Raw genomic sequence first — 16,242 nt, forward strand, 5'->3', positions numbered from 1 at the left:
TGATCGCGTCATACTTGTCGTCGAGACGCGATTGTTTGCGTTGGTAGTAAAACGTACTGCGTGCCATACCAACTACCTTGAGAACCTGTGTGATCGGATATTGCTACCTTAGTTCATCGACTATTTGCGCTTTCTCTCTTGCGCTAGTTTCTGCTTTGCCTGAACTAAGGCTTGCAACTTTTTTAGGTATGCATTTTCTAGGCGCAAATGATTGAGCTCTTTGAGTAGTGCTTCTTGAGAGAGCGGTATTGGTTCCTGATCTTTACTTGGCTTAGTGACTGGAGCTGACATAGATCGGGGTCTTCCTTTGCGACGTGGTTGTAGAGCGTCAAGCCCACCTTCGCGATAAAGGCGAATCCATTGCGCAAGAATGCCTGGGTTGCGAATATTGAAGTGTGCTGCGGCTTGACCATAGGATAGAGCATTGTCCCATATGTGGGTTAGCACAGACTATTTGAATTCGGCACTGTAATGCGTGAATTTCTTTCTGATCCCTTCAATACCGTGCGCTCGGTACCAACCAACCCAGCGCCTGATCATATCGCCATCCAAGTTGTATTTCTTGCCCAACGAAGCGTACCCCATCGCCCCACCCAAGTACTCTTGCACTACTTGGTATTTGAACTCATCTGTATTTTTAGTCATTAAAAAACCCCAATAGTTGGTGTCCAACTATTGGGGTTCAGTTCACTCCGGCATTTTTACTATAAAAGGACAAAATCGAAAAAGAGAAGAATCTAAGAATCTGAAAATATGAAAATCAAACAAGTTGATCACGGCTAAACACCGCCGTGTAACTAAAATAAAAAGTGCAGTACATCACCAAAGAAATCATCAACATGACCGGCAGCATAAGAATGCCAAGCGCACCACCACTCAGCGCAACTAGCAAAGCCACGAAACTTAAAATACCGCACCAAGCCAATAAATAAACCATGAATGCGCGACGCGCACGCCAGACTGCAAAAAAGCTATAGAAAATCGCCTTCGCCACGCCCATCCCATGCCACATGATCAAGGGTGCACCAAACCAAAAACCCATCGCTGCCGGTGTATACACAGCGAAAAAGGTCAACATACCCCATCCGATATTCGACTTCACTAAGGCTTTTTGATCTGCTTTAGAAGGATCGGTTAAATAATTCCAAAGTGCGCCATCATCAACGGGTATCGAACAAGCTAAGGATCCGACCAAAGCCATCGTGTACAAGCAGCCCAAAACCAATAAAGGTTTGAGCGCTGGTGAACGAAACACGATCAATAAAGAACCAGTTGCAATTGGCTTAGCCTGATCAATATCTCGACAAGCATGCATGATGCCCATGCCCAACACAGGACCAAAAATAAAAGGTAAGAAACTACCAAGATAAGGTATTAAGCTGAGGCCAAGATTAAAAAAGATCAAACCAAAAAACATAAACAGCAATTCAAATGGATGCTTTTTGAATGTCTGAAAACCTTGCTGTATCCATTGCAAACCCGCTTTGGGCATCGGTGTATTCATTTGTCTTTTCTATCGTTACTTTAACAACACGCTTTATCGGCTTTATATCTACACTAAACTACGCTAAATCAATTCTATGTTTGAATTTCCAGAATCAAGACTCAAGCTTGTGGCAAGGCTGGAACTGGCTGCGAAATGCGCAAACGTAAAATACGTTCAAAATGTGTAGGATCATGTGGTGTCAACATTTCTGCATCGCGCGGCTGATAAAAATCATACACACGCGAAAGCCAAAACCGGAAAGCAGCGGCGCGCAACATCGCTTGCCAGGCTTGCGATTCTTCGGCGGTAAATGGTCGAACTGCATGATAGGCATTTAACATCGCTTGCACGCGTGTCATATCTAACTCGCCACTCACTAAATCAATACACCAATCATTAATCGTCACCGCCACATCAAACAACCAAGTATCACAGCCAGCAAAATAAAAATCGAAGAATCCGGTTAATTGCTCGCCATCAAACATCACATTATTGCGAAACAAATCCGCATGTACTGGCCCAGTTGCCAATGCCTTATATGTTGGAGTCAATGCAAATGCAGATTGGAATGCGATTTCATCTTGCATCAATTGTCGATTCTCAGCGGATAAAAATCCCAACACTTTGGGTACAGTTAACTGCCACCAGTCAAGCGAGCGCAAGTTAGCTTGATGAATCGTAAAATCACGTCCTGCCAAATGCATACGCGCCAGCATCGTACCGACTTCAGCACAGTGCACAGGCTGCGGCTCCATTTGCGAGCTGCCATTAAGTTTGCTCACAATCGCTGCAGGCTTACCATGCAATGCAACGCATAACTCACCATCCGCATTCGCAATTGGTGCTGGCACCAACACACCACGGTCTGCCAAATGACGCATTAATTTCAAGTAAAACGGCAATTGCTCGAAATTCAAATTTTCGAAAATAGTCAGAACATATTCGCCCTGCTCTGTATCAATAAAAAAATTACTGTTTTCAATGCCAGAAGCAATACCACGTATGTTCAACGCCTTACCAAGCGGGAATTGCGTCATCCAAGGCGCAAGATCTTCCAATGTTACCGATGTAAATACAGCCATGTCTATCCACTATCAATGATAGGATCTCTAACAACGCCAATTCTTCGTTAGCAAAGACACGAACACGATACCGCCATCACAAGTCATGCCAGGCATTCATTGTGAAAGATCATTGATCGTTGCCAAGCATCACAAGGACATTTGGAAAAGTAGAGTTACCCTTATTTTTTCTCTGCCGGCATCGAAGCCGACGCTGCGCTCGCTGCATTTGCAGAAGCGGGAGTCGATGCAGCTTTCGCTGCTGGAGGCGCTACTGATTTGGTAGAACCAGTCTTTGAAGTAGAGTAAGGGCCTGGTGATAACACAGGTAAAGATTCGACTTCTTTAGTCTCTTTCTTGCCGCCGAATTCCATTACTTTCCATTGCGCTGCGCGATTAGCATCACCTTCTGGGGTGCCTTTCGGCGCATTATTTGGTTTCACCGTGTAGGTGCTTTTGCCAGTACGGACCTGGACTTCAGTTACTTTACCGTTATCTTTACGCTCAACGGTTTTTAACTTATTACTTTCTTGCTTAATCAATTTAATATCAGAATCTGGACCTTCTTCCAATTTTTCTAATTTTGGTGGTGGAGGTGCCGTCTTTTCTTGCGCTAACACAGTTGCTGGTGCCGAAATAGCAAAACAGGCCATCACAAAAGTCGCAATAAGGCTGGAAAGGCTGGAAACAGAGGTCGATGAACTTTTCATGATTTTCACTTTAGATTCAATAGAAATGCGGACAATTGCCCAGCATTGTAACAAAGCCCGAGCGTCCTTAGCAGGAAAGTCGTGCGATGATGTTTCACCAGCGTTCACCATCGCACACTTTTTATAAAAACACGCCAACAACTAAATCATATTGGTGAAAAGTTTGTATGCAATGTCTCACTGGTGTTCACGCTAAAGTTAGTTTCGTGCATACAGCGTGTTTTCAAATACCTTACAGATACAACATGCGTTGGCGTTCTTCGTCCGATGGTTCAATATCATGCGCTTCATAAAACGCAAAAATCGCGTCGACAATATTTGCTGGCTCATCGATCACTTGTACCAAATTCAAATCCTTATCTTCAATCAAACCCATATCAGCCATTTGCGAACGAATCCAATCTAAAAATCCCTGCCAAAAACCAGTGCCTACCAAAATTACTGGTATGCGCTTACTTTTTCCGGTTTGGATCAAGGTTAGCACTTCCATCAATTCATCCATGGTACCGAAACCACCGGGGAAAATAATATACGCATCGGCATACTTCACGAACGACACTTTACGCGCAAAAAAATGACGAAAATTTAAGGAAATATTTTGCCAAGGATTGGTTTTTTGCTCGTGTGGCAATTCAATATTTAAACCAACCGATGCAGAAGCTCCTTCAAAAGCGCCACGATTGGCAGCTTCCATGATGCCAGGACCACCACCAGAAATCACCGCAAAACCTTCATCGGATAATCGTTTCGCGACATCGACGCATTGTTGATAATACGGATTCTCAGGCTTAATTCGGGCAGAACCAAAGATTGTAACAGCGGGACCGAGTGCCGACAGACGTTCGGTAGATTCGATAAACTCTGCCATAATCGTGAACATATGCCATGACTCACGTGCCTTCAAGGCGGTTGCCTTGTCTTTGTCCGTTATCTGGCGCAATTTTAAAATTCTTTTTCCGCTGTCATTCATACCCAAATCCTTATGCAAAAAACTCTGTTATTAGTCGACGGCTCTAGCTATTTATACCGCGCATTCCACGCCCTACCTGATTTGCGCAATATGCGCGGTGAACCGACTGGCGCGATACATGGCATGGTCAATATGATGCGTAAGCTGCGCCAAGATTATCCCGCAGCTTACATGGCTTGTGTGTTTGATGCCAAGGGCAAGACCTTCCGCGACGATCTCTATCCAGAATATAAAGCACAGCGCGCACCGATGCCAGACGATTTGCGCTTACAAATCGAACCAATTCATCAAGCAGTCGCAGCAATGGGTTGGCCGATCTTGATGGTGGAAGGTGTCGAGGCCGATGATGTGATCGGCACGCTCGCGGTCGAAGCCACGGCACGCGGCATGAACACCATCATCTCCACCGGCGATAAAGATTTGGCGCAATTGGTGAATGCCAACGTCACCTTGATCAACACCATGAGTAATGAAAAACTCGATGAAGCGGGTGTACTCGCCAAATTCGGCGTACCACCGAATCGCATCATCGACTATTTAACCTTGATCGGCGACACCGTTGATAACGTCCCCGGCGTAACCAAGTGCGGCCCGAAAACAGCGGTGAAATGGCTAACCGAATACGATAGCTTAGATGGCGTAATCGCCAATGCAGACAAGATCAAAGGTGTGGTCGGCGACAATCTGCGCGCTGCCTTAGATTGGTTGCCACAAGGCCGCGTCTTAATTACGGTAAAAACCAACTGCGATCTAGCCGGACATCATATTTCCATCGATGAATCGCTCAAGGCGAAAGAAGAAAATCGCGAAGAAATGATCGCGTTCTTGCAGCACCAAGGCTTCAAGAGTTTATTACGTGAATTTGGCGTTGATCCGGTAGCCGGTTCTGCGCCAGCCAAAGCAGCACCTGCGCAAGGTGGATTATTTGGCGAAGATGCTGCTAGCGATTCTGCGGCAAGCAAAGCGCCTGTCACGATTCCAGCTGCACCCGCCATCACCCAATACGAAACGATCTTGACCGAAGCTCAGCTTGATGTATGGTTAGACAAAATCAATCAAGCCGCCCTCACCTCAGTCGATACCGAAACCACCTCGCTAGAACCGATGAACGCACAAATGGTCGGGATTTCTTTGTGCTGCGAAGCTGGCATTGCTGCCTATATTCCGCTCGCACACAATTATCCGGGCGCACCAGAGCAATTAAGTCGTGAATTCGTTTTAGGCAAAATGAAGGCATGGTTAGAAGATGCCAGCAAAGCCAAAGTCGGACAAAACCTCAAATATGACACGCACATTTTCGCTAATCACGGCGTGCATTTACGCGGCATTCTGCACGACACTTTGCTGCAATCTTATGTATTTGAATCCCACAAATCGCACGACATGGATAGCCTCGCGCTACGCCACTTAGAACGCAAAACGATTAGCTTTGAAGAAGTCTGCGGCAAAGGTGCATCACAAATTGGTTTTGATCAAGTGGAGATTGAACGCGCCACCGCCTACGCTGCGGAAGACGCCGACATCACTTTGCAATTGCATCAAGCGATGTGGCCACAAGTCGAACCTTACGACAAACTGCGCTTCATTTACGTCAAGATCGAATTACCGACATCAGTCGTTTTACAAAAAATAGAACGCAATGGCGTCTTGATCAATCGTGATTTACTCGCCACCCAATCGCATGAAATCGGCAATCGCTTATTAGAGCTGGAACAAAAAGCCTACGAACTAGCAGAACAACCATTTAACTTAAATTCACCCAAACAACTCGGTGAAATTTTCTTCGGCAAACTCGGCCTCCCCGTCGTCAAAAAAACACCATCAGGCGCACCATCGACCGATGAAGAAGTTTTGCAAAAACTGGCCGAGGATTACCCATTGCCCAAAGTGCTGTTGGAATACCGTGGCCTCGCCAAACTCAAATCGACCTACACCGACAAGCTACCGAAAATGGTCAACAGCGAAACGGGTCGCGTCCACACCAACTACGCGCAAGCGGTAGCGGTCACAGGTCGCTTGGCATCGAATGATCCTAACTTACAAAACATTCCCGTGCGCACCGCCGAAGGCCGCCGCATCCGCGAAGCTTTTGTCGCTGCACCGGGCAATAGCATCGTCTCGGCCGATTATTCCCAAATCGAATTACGCATCATGGCGCACATCTCGGGCGACGCGAGTTTGCTCAAAGCCTTTGCCGATGGCGAAGACGTGCATAGAGCCACCGCATCAGAGATTTTTGGTGTGCCATTAGCTGAAGTCACGAGCGAACAACGACGCTACGCCAAAGTAATTAACTTCGGCCTAATCTACGGCATGAGCGCCTTTGGTTTGGCCGGTAATTTAGGCATAGAACGCAACGCCGCGCAAAGCTACATCGATAAGTATTTCCAACGCTACCCAGGCGTCGCCCAATACATGGCCGATACCCGACTCCAAGCCAAAGCCCACGGCTACGTAGAAACGGTCTTCGGTCGCCGCCTCTGGCTACCAGAAATCAACAGCCCCAACGGCCCACGCCGCCAAGGCGCAGAACGTGCAGCGATTAACGCCCCTATGCAAGGCACGGCGGCGGATTTGATTAAGCTTGCGATGATAGCGGTGCAGACTTGGTTAGAGACTGATGGTTTGCAATCCAAAATGATTATGCAAGTGCATGATGAATTGGTGTTGGAAGTGGTGGCTGATGAATTGGAATTGGTGAAGCGCAAATTGCCGGAGTTAATGGCTGGGGTGGCTGAGTTGAAGGTGCCGCTATTGGCCGAAGTGGGCGTGGGGTTGAATTGGGAAGAGGCACATTAAAATGCGTCAATTCTCGGTATTCTTCATTCTATGTATTCTCCTATTGGAACTCTTTATCTCCAAACCTGCATCCGCACAAATAAGGACGGAAGAAATAAGTGTCTATGTAGGTCTCATTGATGAACTATTAAAGGAAAATTCAGATAATTCAAACCCCATCATATTAACAACAACGAGATCTTTATCACAAAGCTTGTTGACAGTAAAAACAAAGAAGATAAGTAAGCTCCTACCAGCCGCGACAACATCTGTAATTTCTGATTTTCTAGATGTCGGAGAAAAAGTTCAGCACTTCAAAATCCCAAGAACAGTTACGTCGCCCAGTAAAAGACTCTTTACACTTTCAGAAAAAAGTTACCTGCAACTGTTTGATGAGTCAATCAAATTACAAGAAAGATGGAAAAATTTCAAACGCCAGTTTCCAAAATCGCAAAGCTTAATCACCTTTTCACGTGTTGGTATAGATAAAGAGAAAAAACAAGCTTTAGTGCTGCTATCAACCTCGTCGAGTGGGCAATATGGCGCTGGAGATCTTTTCTTACTATCAAAAGAAAGTGGACATTGGAAAATTCTCCAACAGGTGAATATTTGGATCACTTAACATCGAGAGACTTGTAGAGTGGGTATGCTTTCTGTGCCCACGCGGATTGCGCTCTGCGGACCACGGCAATATTTTTTCTTCGATATATTTTCACCTTTCTCAACCGTAACTTACCTTGTGAATATTAGAAGTGGAAAATCAGATGAAAACCAACACTTTATTGTATTTAAAGAATTGCTTACTAGGATCACTCTTTTTAACAACTAGCGTGTTAGCATATCCTTCAGTTAATGCATCTAGCGATAAACTCAAAAAAATTGAACTAGACCTTTATGGAAAAAGGCTTAGCATTGATGTTCCTAAACAAGAAAGTAAGGAATTCCCTCAATTTCCTTTGATTGATTTCGTTGACTCAAATACTGAACCTGCATTGCAGGAAACAACTGGCTATCAAATAGTTAATAAATATTGGGAGTTCAAAAAAATCATGCACCCCGGTTCTGTAGGTGCAATGCAAATGCGAGTAGCAGTTTTTGCACTTGCAAATCCAGAGTTAGAAATTGCTAAGGCAGATGATCTGCGAGAAATAATCACTCAAAATGCAATCCGGTTTTATGATGCATCGAACAAAGAAAAACTTGAAAAAGGCAGGCCACTACTACGAGTCGACTTGCCTCAAAATTTTTCTATAAAACATTTGGGAAATTTAAATTGGCTTGAGTATGGTTTTGAAAATGAGTCAGGCATCGCAATCTATGCAATCCCCTTAGATAAAAAACATTACATCAAAATTTACTTTACTTATGTTAATAATAGTCGTGGCAATCTTGTCGAAATAAAGGGACTTGCTGAAAATGAAATTATGGAAATAATGAGGTCATCAACGATCAAATAAATTTTAGCCCTGTAGGATGGGCACGCTTTTTGTGCTCAAGCGGATCGTGCTTTTCGAATCACGGCAATATTCTTTTCTTCGATATATTTTCACCTCTTTCAACCGTAACACGTAGGCACGATGAAGCTGTGCCCCACCCTACGAAATTAACCCACCCAAAACGGTCAAACAAAAATCCAATGAATTTTCAAATCCGCCCTCTCTTACTGATCACTAGCATCGCCCTTCTCAGCCTTACCCAAACAGCAAACGCCAACAGAATCGCCATCAAAATGCCAAGCGAGCCAAAACTAGCGTCTGCACCAGCAGCTTGCAAATCGCTCGATGATTGGAACGAGCCTACCCATGCGCGTCGGATTTATGGCAATACTTGGTATGTCGGCACATGCGGGATCAGCGTCGTGTTAATCGCGACACCGAACGGTCATGTCTTGATTGATAGCGCACCGCAAAAAGCGTCGGAAGCGGTGCGGCAAAACATTCTATCTTTGGGTGTCAAACTGAGTGACATCAAAACGATTTTGATCACACATGAGCACCATGATCACATGGGTGGTTTGGCTAGCATGCAAGCCGCAACTGGGGCGAAGGTATTGAGTCGCAGCAATATCGTCGATGTTCTGAAATCGGGCAAGAATGATCGTCGTGATCCGCAATTTGATGAATTATCTGGCTTTGATCCGGTTGCGAATGTGCATGCGTTTAAGGATGCGGGTACGATCGTCATCGGTGATAAAAAGATTCAACACTTGCCCATGGCGGGTCATGCGCCTGGTGGCTCGGGTTGGACTTGGCAAGAGTGCGAGAAATCTGTTTGCAAGAATCTCGTGTTTGCCGATAGTTTAGGATCTATTTCTGATGCGACTTATCGCTATTCCGCACCCGATTCTTTGGCAAATGCGCTGCGCGAAAGTAGTCAACGCGTAGCGAAGACGGCCTGCGATATTCTAATCACCGGCCATGGCACAGCGAGTGATCTGATGGCTCGTTTGGATGGTACAAAACCGCTTGCCGACACACAAGCCTGTGTAAATTATGCGCAGACTGGAATGCTGCGATTGGAAGATCGATTAAAAAAAGAGATGATTAAGTAAAGAGACATCGCTAAAAAACAGAAGTAATAAAGTGAATGTGTGATGGGCATAAACAGTACATGCCCATCAACATCACAACAAGTTTCCGAACAAGCTAGCAGATCAAATTAGAGATGCTTTAATTGTAGCGACTACCCGATATCGCTATCGTATGCATCATCAACTACTTGATAAATGCCTGATACAAATTAAACACGCTGACCAAGCTGATTAAACTGCCGACCAAGATCAACAAAGTCTTTGCTTTTAAGTGCTTGGTAACAAATGCAGCAAAAGGCGCAGCCACTAAGCCACCCAAGGCTAAACCTGCGACTAAGATCCATACCGTGTGATCCAAAATAGAAAAGAACGACGCGGCGACCACGATGGTTAAAAAGAACTCGGCAAAATTGACCGTACCAATCGTGGTACGTGGGTCTTGTCCTGAACCTACCAATGAGGTTGTCACGATTGGTCCCCAACCGCCACCGCCTGTGGTATCCATTAATCCGCCAAAGAATGCGAGTGGAACCACCTTTTTCGTATTGATATCAGACTTGGCTTTGATTTGACGAAAGGCTTTACTAATTACGTAAACGCCCATCAATAGAAGATACAAACTGATATAGGGCTTGAGCGCTTTACCATCAATACTACTCAAAATATAAGTACCAACCAGCGCACCGATAATACCCGGCACGAGTAAGCCAAAGAATAATTTCTTATTCACGTTACCCATTTTTAAATGCGCCACGCCCGACACGCCTGTCGTGAATACCTCGGCCAAATGCGTTGCGCCGCTCGCTAACGCCGGTGGCGCACCTGCGGCGAGCAAAAAGCTGCTTGAAGTAATACCGTAAGCCATACCCAATGCACCATCAATCACTTGTGCTAAGAACCCAACGCCAACGGCACTCCAAAACAAAGGATCGTATAAGGTTTGCGTTATCAGCGCCATGCCGGTTTGTTCATTACCACCGAAAAACAAGCGAAACACCAAGTACACAACTAAGCCGAGCAAGATCGCTACCACTGCATAACTCAATATCCGCAAAATCGGATGCTCATGCGCATGCGTCACTTCGTATTCGATAGGAGGCAATGCCAGCGCTTCGTGCTCTGGATTAATGCTTCTATCATCAAGATCGATATGACGGATTTTCATATTGGCTTAGGGGCTGGATTTCATTCAGAAGCGGCGATGATAACGAAATCAACTCAAATTCAAAACAATAGAATAACTATTTGCTTATGCAAAAGTTCTGTGTCGCTGCAATTAAATAAAACCGTAGCGCTTTGTCTACCACTAAAAATATTGCCGAGTTCGACGGATGGGTTTTACACTGGTTGTATCGAATTTTCGGCGAACTTTCAATGATCTCACCAATCAAAGTCTAGCGATCAGCATCCACTTTCGCCAATAACAGAAAATAACAATCACACAAGCCAAACAGAGGAGACTTCCATGCACTTTTCGCAAAAATTAATCTGCACTACCTTGGTTAGTGCTTTATGCGGCGCTAGTTCGATCGGCTTTGCACAAGCACAATCGCTGGAGATTTTGCAAGGCAGCGCGCTCAAACAAGATGATTTTGTGGTGACGATGGTGCGGCAATTGGAATTAGAAAAATACAAGGCGACGATCAAATCATTGACCGAATTTGGCGATCGTCGTCAGGGCACAGAACGCAATCGTCGTGCTTTGGATTGGATAGAAGCCCAACTCAAATCCTACGGTTGTACCAACACCGAGCGCATGCAATTTGACTATACACAAGCAGCACCCGCCACACCGGGAGCGGCTCCTGCACCGCGCCGCAATGTGATTCCTAGTGGTGGCTTGGGCGGTGCACCAGGACAAGGTGGTAGCACGCTGTTTGGCAAACGTGCAAAAACTGGAGTCAATACCGACCCGCTACTGCAGCCAAATGAAAAATTACGTGCCTTAAATGCAGAACAAACTCCGGTCGGCACTTCACAACGCGAGAATGTGTACTGCACAAAAATAGGCAAAACCAATCCCGACGAAATGTATATCGTCGGCGCACATTTTGATGGCATCGGCTTCGGCGAAGCTGCCAATGACAATGGATCTGGAACCGCCTTGGTCATGGAGCTCGCCAGAATATTTAGTGCACCGGGAATTGAAACCGACAAATCGATACGCTTTGTTTTTTGGAATAATGAAGAAAGTGGCTTAAATGGCGCTTATGCCTATGTCGCACAACGTAAAGATTTGCAAGGTATTGAATCACCAAAAGGCTCGGGTAAATATCCCGAACCAAAATGGCTGGGCATGATACAGCACGATATGATGCTGTGGGATCATGGTATGCCAATCGAAAAATTAGATGAACATGGTAAGCCAGTATTGGGCGCAGATGGCAAACCAATCTACGTTTCGCCAAAAGAACAAAGAGCCGAAGCAGACGTCAATATCGAATTTCAATCGACGGCAAAACAGGCAGAAGGCGCAGCGAAGTTGGCATGGTTCTTCCGCGCGGCGAATGATAAATATGCGACTAACTACCCGGCCGCTGTTGGATTTCATATGACCAACACCGATTCGGTGCCGTTTATGGATTTAGTCCCTGCGATCTCGTTGCGCGAAAATGAGCGCGGTATGCATATCGGTGCAGGTTGGAATCCGAACTGGCACCAACCCAGCGATGTGTACTCAACTTATTCAGATAAAGACTTTTTGTTGGGCTTAAATGCCGCGCAGACAACCTTGTCCGCAGTGGCAATCTTGTCTGGTGCCAAGCCGGTCGCAAAATCGAGCAGCGACAAAAAGTAATTGGCTTATTTGAACCAGTAAACGTCGACGATTTAACCAAATTTATCTTTTGACGAAGGGGTGATTCAAACTTTTGGACTTACAATTCTAGTATTTGCAATAAAACACTAATCGTCGCGCTGGTTCAATGGGAATCAGCGCTTAGGATTTGCATGAATGCTATTTTTCGCCCGCACGGTAAGTTTCGAGTTTGGATCGAAGGGCAACTTCTCATCACAGAATTGACTGGGCCTTGGAATCGCGAGCTAATCGAGTACTGGGCCGTGCAAGCCTTGCCGCTCGCTAGTCAATTTTCTGCTGTACATCCATACATAGCGATCACCATCGTGCATGAATCGATCTTGTGTCCTGGCGATGCAATTGATCGCATCGCACGAGCGATCCAATTTAGTCGCAATCAACTGCACTGCATAGAAAACATCATCGTCGCAGCTGATGATGTCGATGGCAAAGATTTACTTAAATCGACGTATCATCGGATTGGCTTGCAGCATTTCTTTAACGATTTTGACAGCGCCAAACATTGGGCGGAACAAACCATCATTCAGCAAGGCAAATCTTCATTCTAAATTCTGTATCAGCCTACTTTCTCGCTCCAGCTTGAGCTAAGCCAACACTAGCCCAACACCAAGCCAATAAGAGCTACTCCAAGCCGCACAGAAGTATTTCCAGTTTTACCCTAAGCTCGGCTATGATGTTTACCATCATTAATGGAGGCAACATGGCATTATTTGATCATCTCTTGGTTATCTTGCTACTGGTAGCGATCAGTGGCTTTTTCTCTATGTCAGAAATCGCGCTCGCCGCAGCGCGTAAAGTCAAACTACAAATTTTAGAAGCCGATGGCGATTTGCGCGCCAGCAAAGTGTTGGCGCTGCAACAAGAACCCGGACATTTTTTTACGGTAGTACAAATCGCGCTAAATGCTATTGCGATTTTGGGTGGTATTTTAGGTGAACAATCCTTAACGCCCTACTTCGCTAAACTATTTCAATCCCTATTTGGTGAAGCGAGCTGGATTGATACTTTGAGTTTTTTGAGTTCATTCATCTTCGTTACTTCAATATTTATTCTACTTGCCGATCTGATGCCGAAAAAGCTGGCGATGGTTGCGCCCGAAAGCGTAGCGATGTTTGTTGTCGCACCTATGATGTTGTGCGTTAAATTATTCAAACCTTTGGTGTGGATATTCAATGGCTTATCGAATTTAATTTTTACAAGCTTTAATTTACCGACCGAACGTGACGATCAAATCACATCTGACGAAATTCATGCAGTCGTCAATGCGGGTGCCGAGGCTGGCATTTTACAAACCCGCGAACACGATATGATAGGCAATGTTTTTGAACTCGAGAGCCGCACTGTTCCCTCTGCGATGTCACAACGCGATAGCATCGTCTATTTGAGCTTGCAAGATAATGAGGAAAGCATACGACAAAAAATCGCCGAACATCCACACACCAAGTTCCTAGTCTGTGATGGGCAAATTGATAAAGTCGTTGGCTATGTCGAATCTAAAGACATCCTCAAACGCATCTTGACCAATCAAGCCTTCTCTAAGGTGCAGGAGTTGTCGCTGCGCACCGCATTAGTGGTACCCGATTCACTCACGCTGTCGGAAATGTTAGAGCAATTTAAAGCCACGCGAGAAGACTTTGCGGTGATCTTAAATGAATACGCACTAGTAGTCGGTATCATTACCTTAAACGATGTCTTAAGCACCTTAATGGATGGCATGGTGCATCCTTATTTAGAAGATCAAATCGTGCGTCGCGATGATCAATCTTGGCTGATCGATGGTGCAACCACGATAGAAGATGTATGCCGCGCCCTCGATATAGACGACTTACCGGAGAGTGGCAATTACGAAACCATCGCGGGCTTCATGATGACTATGCTGAGAAAAATTCCTAAGCGCACCGACTTTGTCATGGTTGGGGATTATAAATTTGAAGTAGTCGATATTGATCAATTTAGGATTGATCAATTATTGGTCGTGAAAAAACCTCCTACCGAAGCAATTCCAAATAAATCCTAAGCGGCTTTTGCCGCTTAGAAATCTAGTTACTCCATCTGCGATCCAGTCTAAAAAAATCCCTGTCCCATGGACGCCCCAAACGGGACAGGGAATTTTCAAACATCAATGTGGCGCTTATTTAATTTTCTTGGCAGGAATCGCGCGACCACCTTGATTCAAAATTAATTGCGTCACTTTGCCATCCGCATCTTTTTCAAATTTCAATTGCGCACCAACTTCTGCCGCGCTAAAAGTATCAGCACCTATGGCGACAATACCGACTGGGCCTTGCCCCGTAGCTTGTGTAATGAAGCGATTTCCTTCGCGTCGCACATTCAAAATAAAATTCGCTTGTATCTGATAGTCACCTTCAAATACCGCAAACTGCTCAGCCGTCATCTCGACCACTTTTGGCGGCTGAGGCAGTGCTTCTTTTAATTTGGGATGCGCTACTGAACCGCCGTTTTGATACACCACCGCTTCATTGACTTCGCCATTCGCTTGACGATTAAATTCAACGCGCAGTAAAGAGTTTTGATCTTTAAAGAAAGCATTCTGTGCGTAAGCTTGCAACTCGGTGCGCGGACCATCAGTGCGAGTCATCACCAATTTATTGCCTTCACGCGTGACGAAGCGACGATTTTTATCGTCAATCTTATACACACCGACATACTGATCTAAGATTTTTTCATCGACACTGATCGCCTTAAATTCTGGAATCGGCTTGCCAATTGCGGCAGACGCCAAACGCGTTGCAATCATTTCTGGTTGTGGCAATCCACGATCAGCATTATGTAACACGGCGACAAACACCTTGTCTTTCGGTAAACGCAGCGCATAAGTCGAAAATCCAGGGATGCCGCCTCCATGCGAGAGCATTGTTTGGCCTTCAAATTGCCCTACGCCCCAACCATAAGCATAATTTGTGACTTGCCCATTCTTCAGTTTGTAAGAAGTAAATGCACGTTGCCAGCTATCTGCTTTTAATAATTTGCCCGCTGTAATTGCCGCATCCCATTTCGCCAAATCATCCACCGTAGAAGCGATAGAGCCAGCAGCATAAGGCTGCGTCATACTGATCTTCATGCTTGGATCAAACACGTCACCAAGCTGAGAGTAGCCTTGCGCACGCGCTTGCCGACTACGCTCATGACCTTCGTGCGCGGTGTTATTCATGTCCAGAGGCATGAAAATATGCTTGGCAACATAATTCGCATAAGTTTCACCACTGACTTTTTCTATGATGGCACCCAATAAGAAGTAACCGGAATTATTGTATTTGTAGGCAGTTCCAGGTTCAAATTCCAGTGCATCACTTTTAAAGCTATCGACCATCTCGCTTACGCTAATGTCGGTCATCGATTTCGCCATAAAACCGGGCTTGCCGGTGTAACTTGGAATGCCGGAGGTATGGGTCAACAAATGCTCGATCGTGACCAGTTTTCCACTGACAGGATAATCAGGGAAAAACTTGCTTACGGGGTCATTCAAAGCTATTTTCCCAGCTTCGATTAACTGCAAAATCGCGACGGCGGTAAATTGTTTGGTAATCGACCCCAAGCGCATCACATGATCCGCTTGCAAGGCTTCCTTGGTACTCAGATTGGCTAAACCATAGGCTTTACGCAGCAAAACTTTGCCGTCTTTGATGACGATTACCGTCGCTCCTGGTTGATCTGCTTTGTAGTAACCCTTTGCGATCTGATCAAGTTGCTGCGTGCTTGGTGTTGCGCTAGCCGCAGACTGGCTTAGTCCATTAAGATTCTGCGCCAGACTGATTGGCGCTTGTAGCAGCAAAAAACTAGCAAATGCAATTGGCGTTAAAGCCAAGATAGTGCTTCTCGACATGATGTTTACCTTTACGTGATTATTCATTCTAAAAATAACTTAAGA

Annotated in this window: 15 protein-coding genes and 1 pseudogene; 7 read left to right on the forward strand and 9 right to left on the reverse strand. The window is 45.4% G+C overall.

Annotated elements, in window-relative coordinates:
* Nucleotides 1-120: 120 nt before the first annotated feature.
* The 7 genes and pseudogenes from IE103_RS18385 to IE103_RS09025 form a co-directional block, all read right to left on the reverse strand.
* Nucleotides 121-291, reverse strand: a complete 171-nt coding sequence (locus IE103_RS18385; protein ID WP_229827195.1) for a hypothetical protein — start codon at nt 289-291, stop codon at nt 121-123.
* A 15-nt stretch (nt 292-306) separates the two neighbouring features.
* A pseudogene (locus tag IE103_RS18665) lies at nt 307-447 on the reverse strand (helix-turn-helix domain-containing protein); the annotation flags it as partial.
* Nucleotides 448-450: 3 nt separating this feature from the next.
* The gene (locus tag IE103_RS09005; RefSeq protein WP_189345810.1) at nt 451-645 is read right to left on the reverse strand and encodes a helix-turn-helix domain-containing protein; all 195 of its coding nucleotides are present in this window, start codon (nt 643-645) and stop codon (nt 451-453) included.
* 115 nt (nt 646-760) lie between these two features.
* Entirely contained in the window at nt 761-1,504 is a 744-nt protein-coding gene (locus tag IE103_RS09010) for a BPSS1780 family membrane protein (protein WP_189345811.1), read from the reverse strand.
* Between the two features lie 101 nt (nt 1,505-1,605).
* Nucleotides 1,606-2,568 (reverse strand): homoserine kinase, encoded by a 963-nt coding sequence (locus IE103_RS09015; protein WP_189345812.1) that lies wholly within the window; start codon nt 2,566-2,568, stop codon nt 1,606-1,608.
* 161 nt (nt 2,569-2,729) lie between these two features.
* Entirely contained in the window at nt 2,730-3,257 is a 528-nt protein-coding gene (locus IE103_RS09020; RefSeq protein ID WP_189345813.1) for a hypothetical protein, read from the reverse strand.
* A gap of 232 nt (nt 3,258-3,489) precedes the next feature.
* A complete protein-coding gene (locus IE103_RS09025; protein ID WP_189345814.1) occupies nt 3,490-4,227 on the reverse strand; it encodes an LOG family protein in 738 nt (245 codons plus the stop codon).
* A 12-nt stretch (nt 4,228-4,239) separates the two neighbouring features.
* On the opposite strand from IE103_RS09025, the gene polA reads away from it, so the two are divergent.
* The 4 genes from polA (at nt 4,240) to bla (ending at nt 9,556) form a co-directional block, all read left to right on the forward strand.
* Nucleotides 4,240-7,026 carry a DNA polymerase I gene (polA, locus tag IE103_RS09030; RefSeq protein ID WP_189345815.1) on the forward strand — a complete coding sequence of 929 codons (2,787 nt, stop codon included), beginning with the start codon at nt 4,240-4,242 and terminating at the stop codon, nt 7,024-7,026.
* A 1-nt stretch (nt 7,027) separates the two neighbouring features.
* Entirely contained in the window at nt 7,028-7,627 is a 600-nt protein-coding gene (locus IE103_RS09035; RefSeq protein WP_189345816.1) for a hypothetical protein, read from the forward strand.
* A gap of 142 nt (nt 7,628-7,769) precedes the next feature.
* On the forward strand, nt 7,770-8,462 hold the full coding sequence (locus IE103_RS09040) for a hypothetical protein (RefSeq protein WP_189345817.1): 693 nt from the start codon (nt 7,770-7,772) through the stop codon (nt 8,460-8,462).
* A 179-nt stretch (nt 8,463-8,641) separates the two neighbouring features.
* On the forward strand, nt 8,642-9,556 hold the full coding sequence (bla, locus tag IE103_RS09045; RefSeq protein WP_189345818.1) for a subclass B3 metallo-beta-lactamase: 915 nt from the start codon (nt 8,642-8,644) through the stop codon (nt 9,554-9,556).
* A 163-nt stretch (nt 9,557-9,719) separates the two neighbouring features.
* On the opposite strand, the gene IE103_RS09050 is transcribed toward bla, so the two are convergent.
* Nucleotides 9,720-10,700, reverse strand: a complete 981-nt coding sequence (locus IE103_RS09050; protein WP_189345819.1) for a sulfite exporter TauE/SafE family protein — start codon at nt 10,698-10,700, stop codon at nt 9,720-9,722.
* Nucleotides 10,701-11,000: 300 nt separating this feature from the next.
* Between IE103_RS09050 and IE103_RS09055 the strand changes: the two genes are divergently transcribed.
* From IE103_RS09055 to paeA, 3 genes are all read left to right on the forward strand, one after another.
* Nucleotides 11,001-12,332, forward strand: coding sequence for a M28 family metallopeptidase (locus tag IE103_RS09055; protein WP_189345820.1), 1,332 nt, complete (start codon nt 11,001-11,003; stop codon nt 12,330-12,332).
* A 152-nt stretch (nt 12,333-12,484) separates the two neighbouring features.
* Entirely contained in the window at nt 12,485-12,901 is a 417-nt protein-coding gene (locus tag IE103_RS09060; protein ID WP_189345821.1) for a hypothetical protein, read from the forward strand.
* Nucleotides 12,902-13,053: 152 nt separating this feature from the next.
* Nucleotides 13,054-14,370: a polyamine export protein PaeA gene (gene paeA / locus IE103_RS09065; RefSeq protein ID WP_189345822.1), complete on the forward strand. Its 1,317-nt coding sequence runs from the start codon at nt 13,054-13,056 to the stop codon at nt 14,368-14,370.
* Between the two features lie 114 nt (nt 14,371-14,484).
* On the opposite strand, the gene IE103_RS09070 is transcribed toward paeA, so the two are convergent.
* The gene (locus IE103_RS09070; RefSeq protein WP_189345823.1) at nt 14,485-16,197 is read right to left on the reverse strand and encodes a serine hydrolase; all 1,713 of its coding nucleotides are present in this window, start codon (nt 16,195-16,197) and stop codon (nt 14,485-14,487) included.
* Between the last annotated feature and the right edge of the window lie 45 nt (nt 16,198-16,242).

It is taken from the genome of Affinundibacterium macrobrachii (genome assembly GCF_014652415.1).
GTDB classification, from domain to species: Bacteria; Pseudomonadota; Gammaproteobacteria; order Burkholderiales; family Burkholderiaceae_D; genus Undibacterium; species Undibacterium macrobrachii.

What these genes read in the sequence shown, in the direction of transcription:
- IE103_RS18385 (WP_229827195.1), bottom strand. Translation starts at nt 291, where the DNA reads ATGTCAGCTCCAGTCACTAAGCCAAGTAAAGATCAGGAACCAATACCG.
- IE103_RS09050 (WP_189345819.1), bottom strand. Translation starts at nt 10,700, where the DNA reads ATGAAAATCCGTCATATCGATCTTGATGATAGAAGCATTAATCCAGAG.
- IE103_RS09025 (WP_189345814.1), bottom strand. Translation starts at nt 4,227, where the DNA reads ATGAATGACAGCGGAAAAAGAATTTTAAAATTGCGCCAGATAACGGAC.
- bla (WP_189345818.1), top strand. Translation starts at nt 8,642, where the DNA reads ATGAATTTTCAAATCCGCCCTCTCTTACTGATCACTAGCATCGCCCTT.
- paeA (WP_189345822.1), top strand. Translation starts at nt 13,054, where the DNA reads ATGGCATTATTTGATCATCTCTTGGTTATCTTGCTACTGGTAGCGATC.
- IE103_RS09035 (WP_189345816.1), top strand. Translation starts at nt 7,028, where the DNA reads ATGCGTCAATTCTCGGTATTCTTCATTCTATGTATTCTCCTATTGGAA.
- IE103_RS09020 (WP_189345813.1), bottom strand. Translation starts at nt 3,257, where the DNA reads ATGAAAAGTTCATCGACCTCTGTTTCCAGCCTTTCCAGCCTTATTGCG.
- IE103_RS09015 (WP_189345812.1), bottom strand. Translation starts at nt 2,568, where the DNA reads ATGGCTGTATTTACATCGGTAACATTGGAAGATCTTGCGCCTTGGATG.
- polA (WP_189345815.1), top strand. Translation starts at nt 4,240, where the DNA reads ATGCAAAAAACTCTGTTATTAGTCGACGGCTCTAGCTATTTATACCGC.
- IE103_RS09040 (WP_189345817.1), top strand. Translation starts at nt 7,770, where the DNA reads ATGAAAACCAACACTTTATTGTATTTAAAGAATTGCTTACTAGGATCA.
- IE103_RS09070 (WP_189345823.1), bottom strand. Translation starts at nt 16,197, where the DNA reads ATGTCGAGAAGCACTATCTTGGCTTTAACGCCAATTGCATTTGCTAGT.
- IE103_RS09055 (WP_189345820.1), top strand. Translation starts at nt 11,001, where the DNA reads ATGCACTTTTCGCAAAAATTAATCTGCACTACCTTGGTTAGTGCTTTA.
- IE103_RS09005 (WP_189345810.1), bottom strand. Translation starts at nt 645, where the DNA reads ATGACTAAAAATACAGATGAGTTCAAATACCAAGTAGTGCAAGAGTAC.
- IE103_RS09060 (WP_189345821.1), top strand. Translation starts at nt 12,485, where the DNA reads ATGAATGCTATTTTTCGCCCGCACGGTAAGTTTCGAGTTTGGATCGAA.
- IE103_RS09010 (WP_189345811.1), bottom strand. Translation starts at nt 1,504, where the DNA reads ATGAATACACCGATGCCCAAAGCGGGTTTGCAATGGATACAGCAAGGT.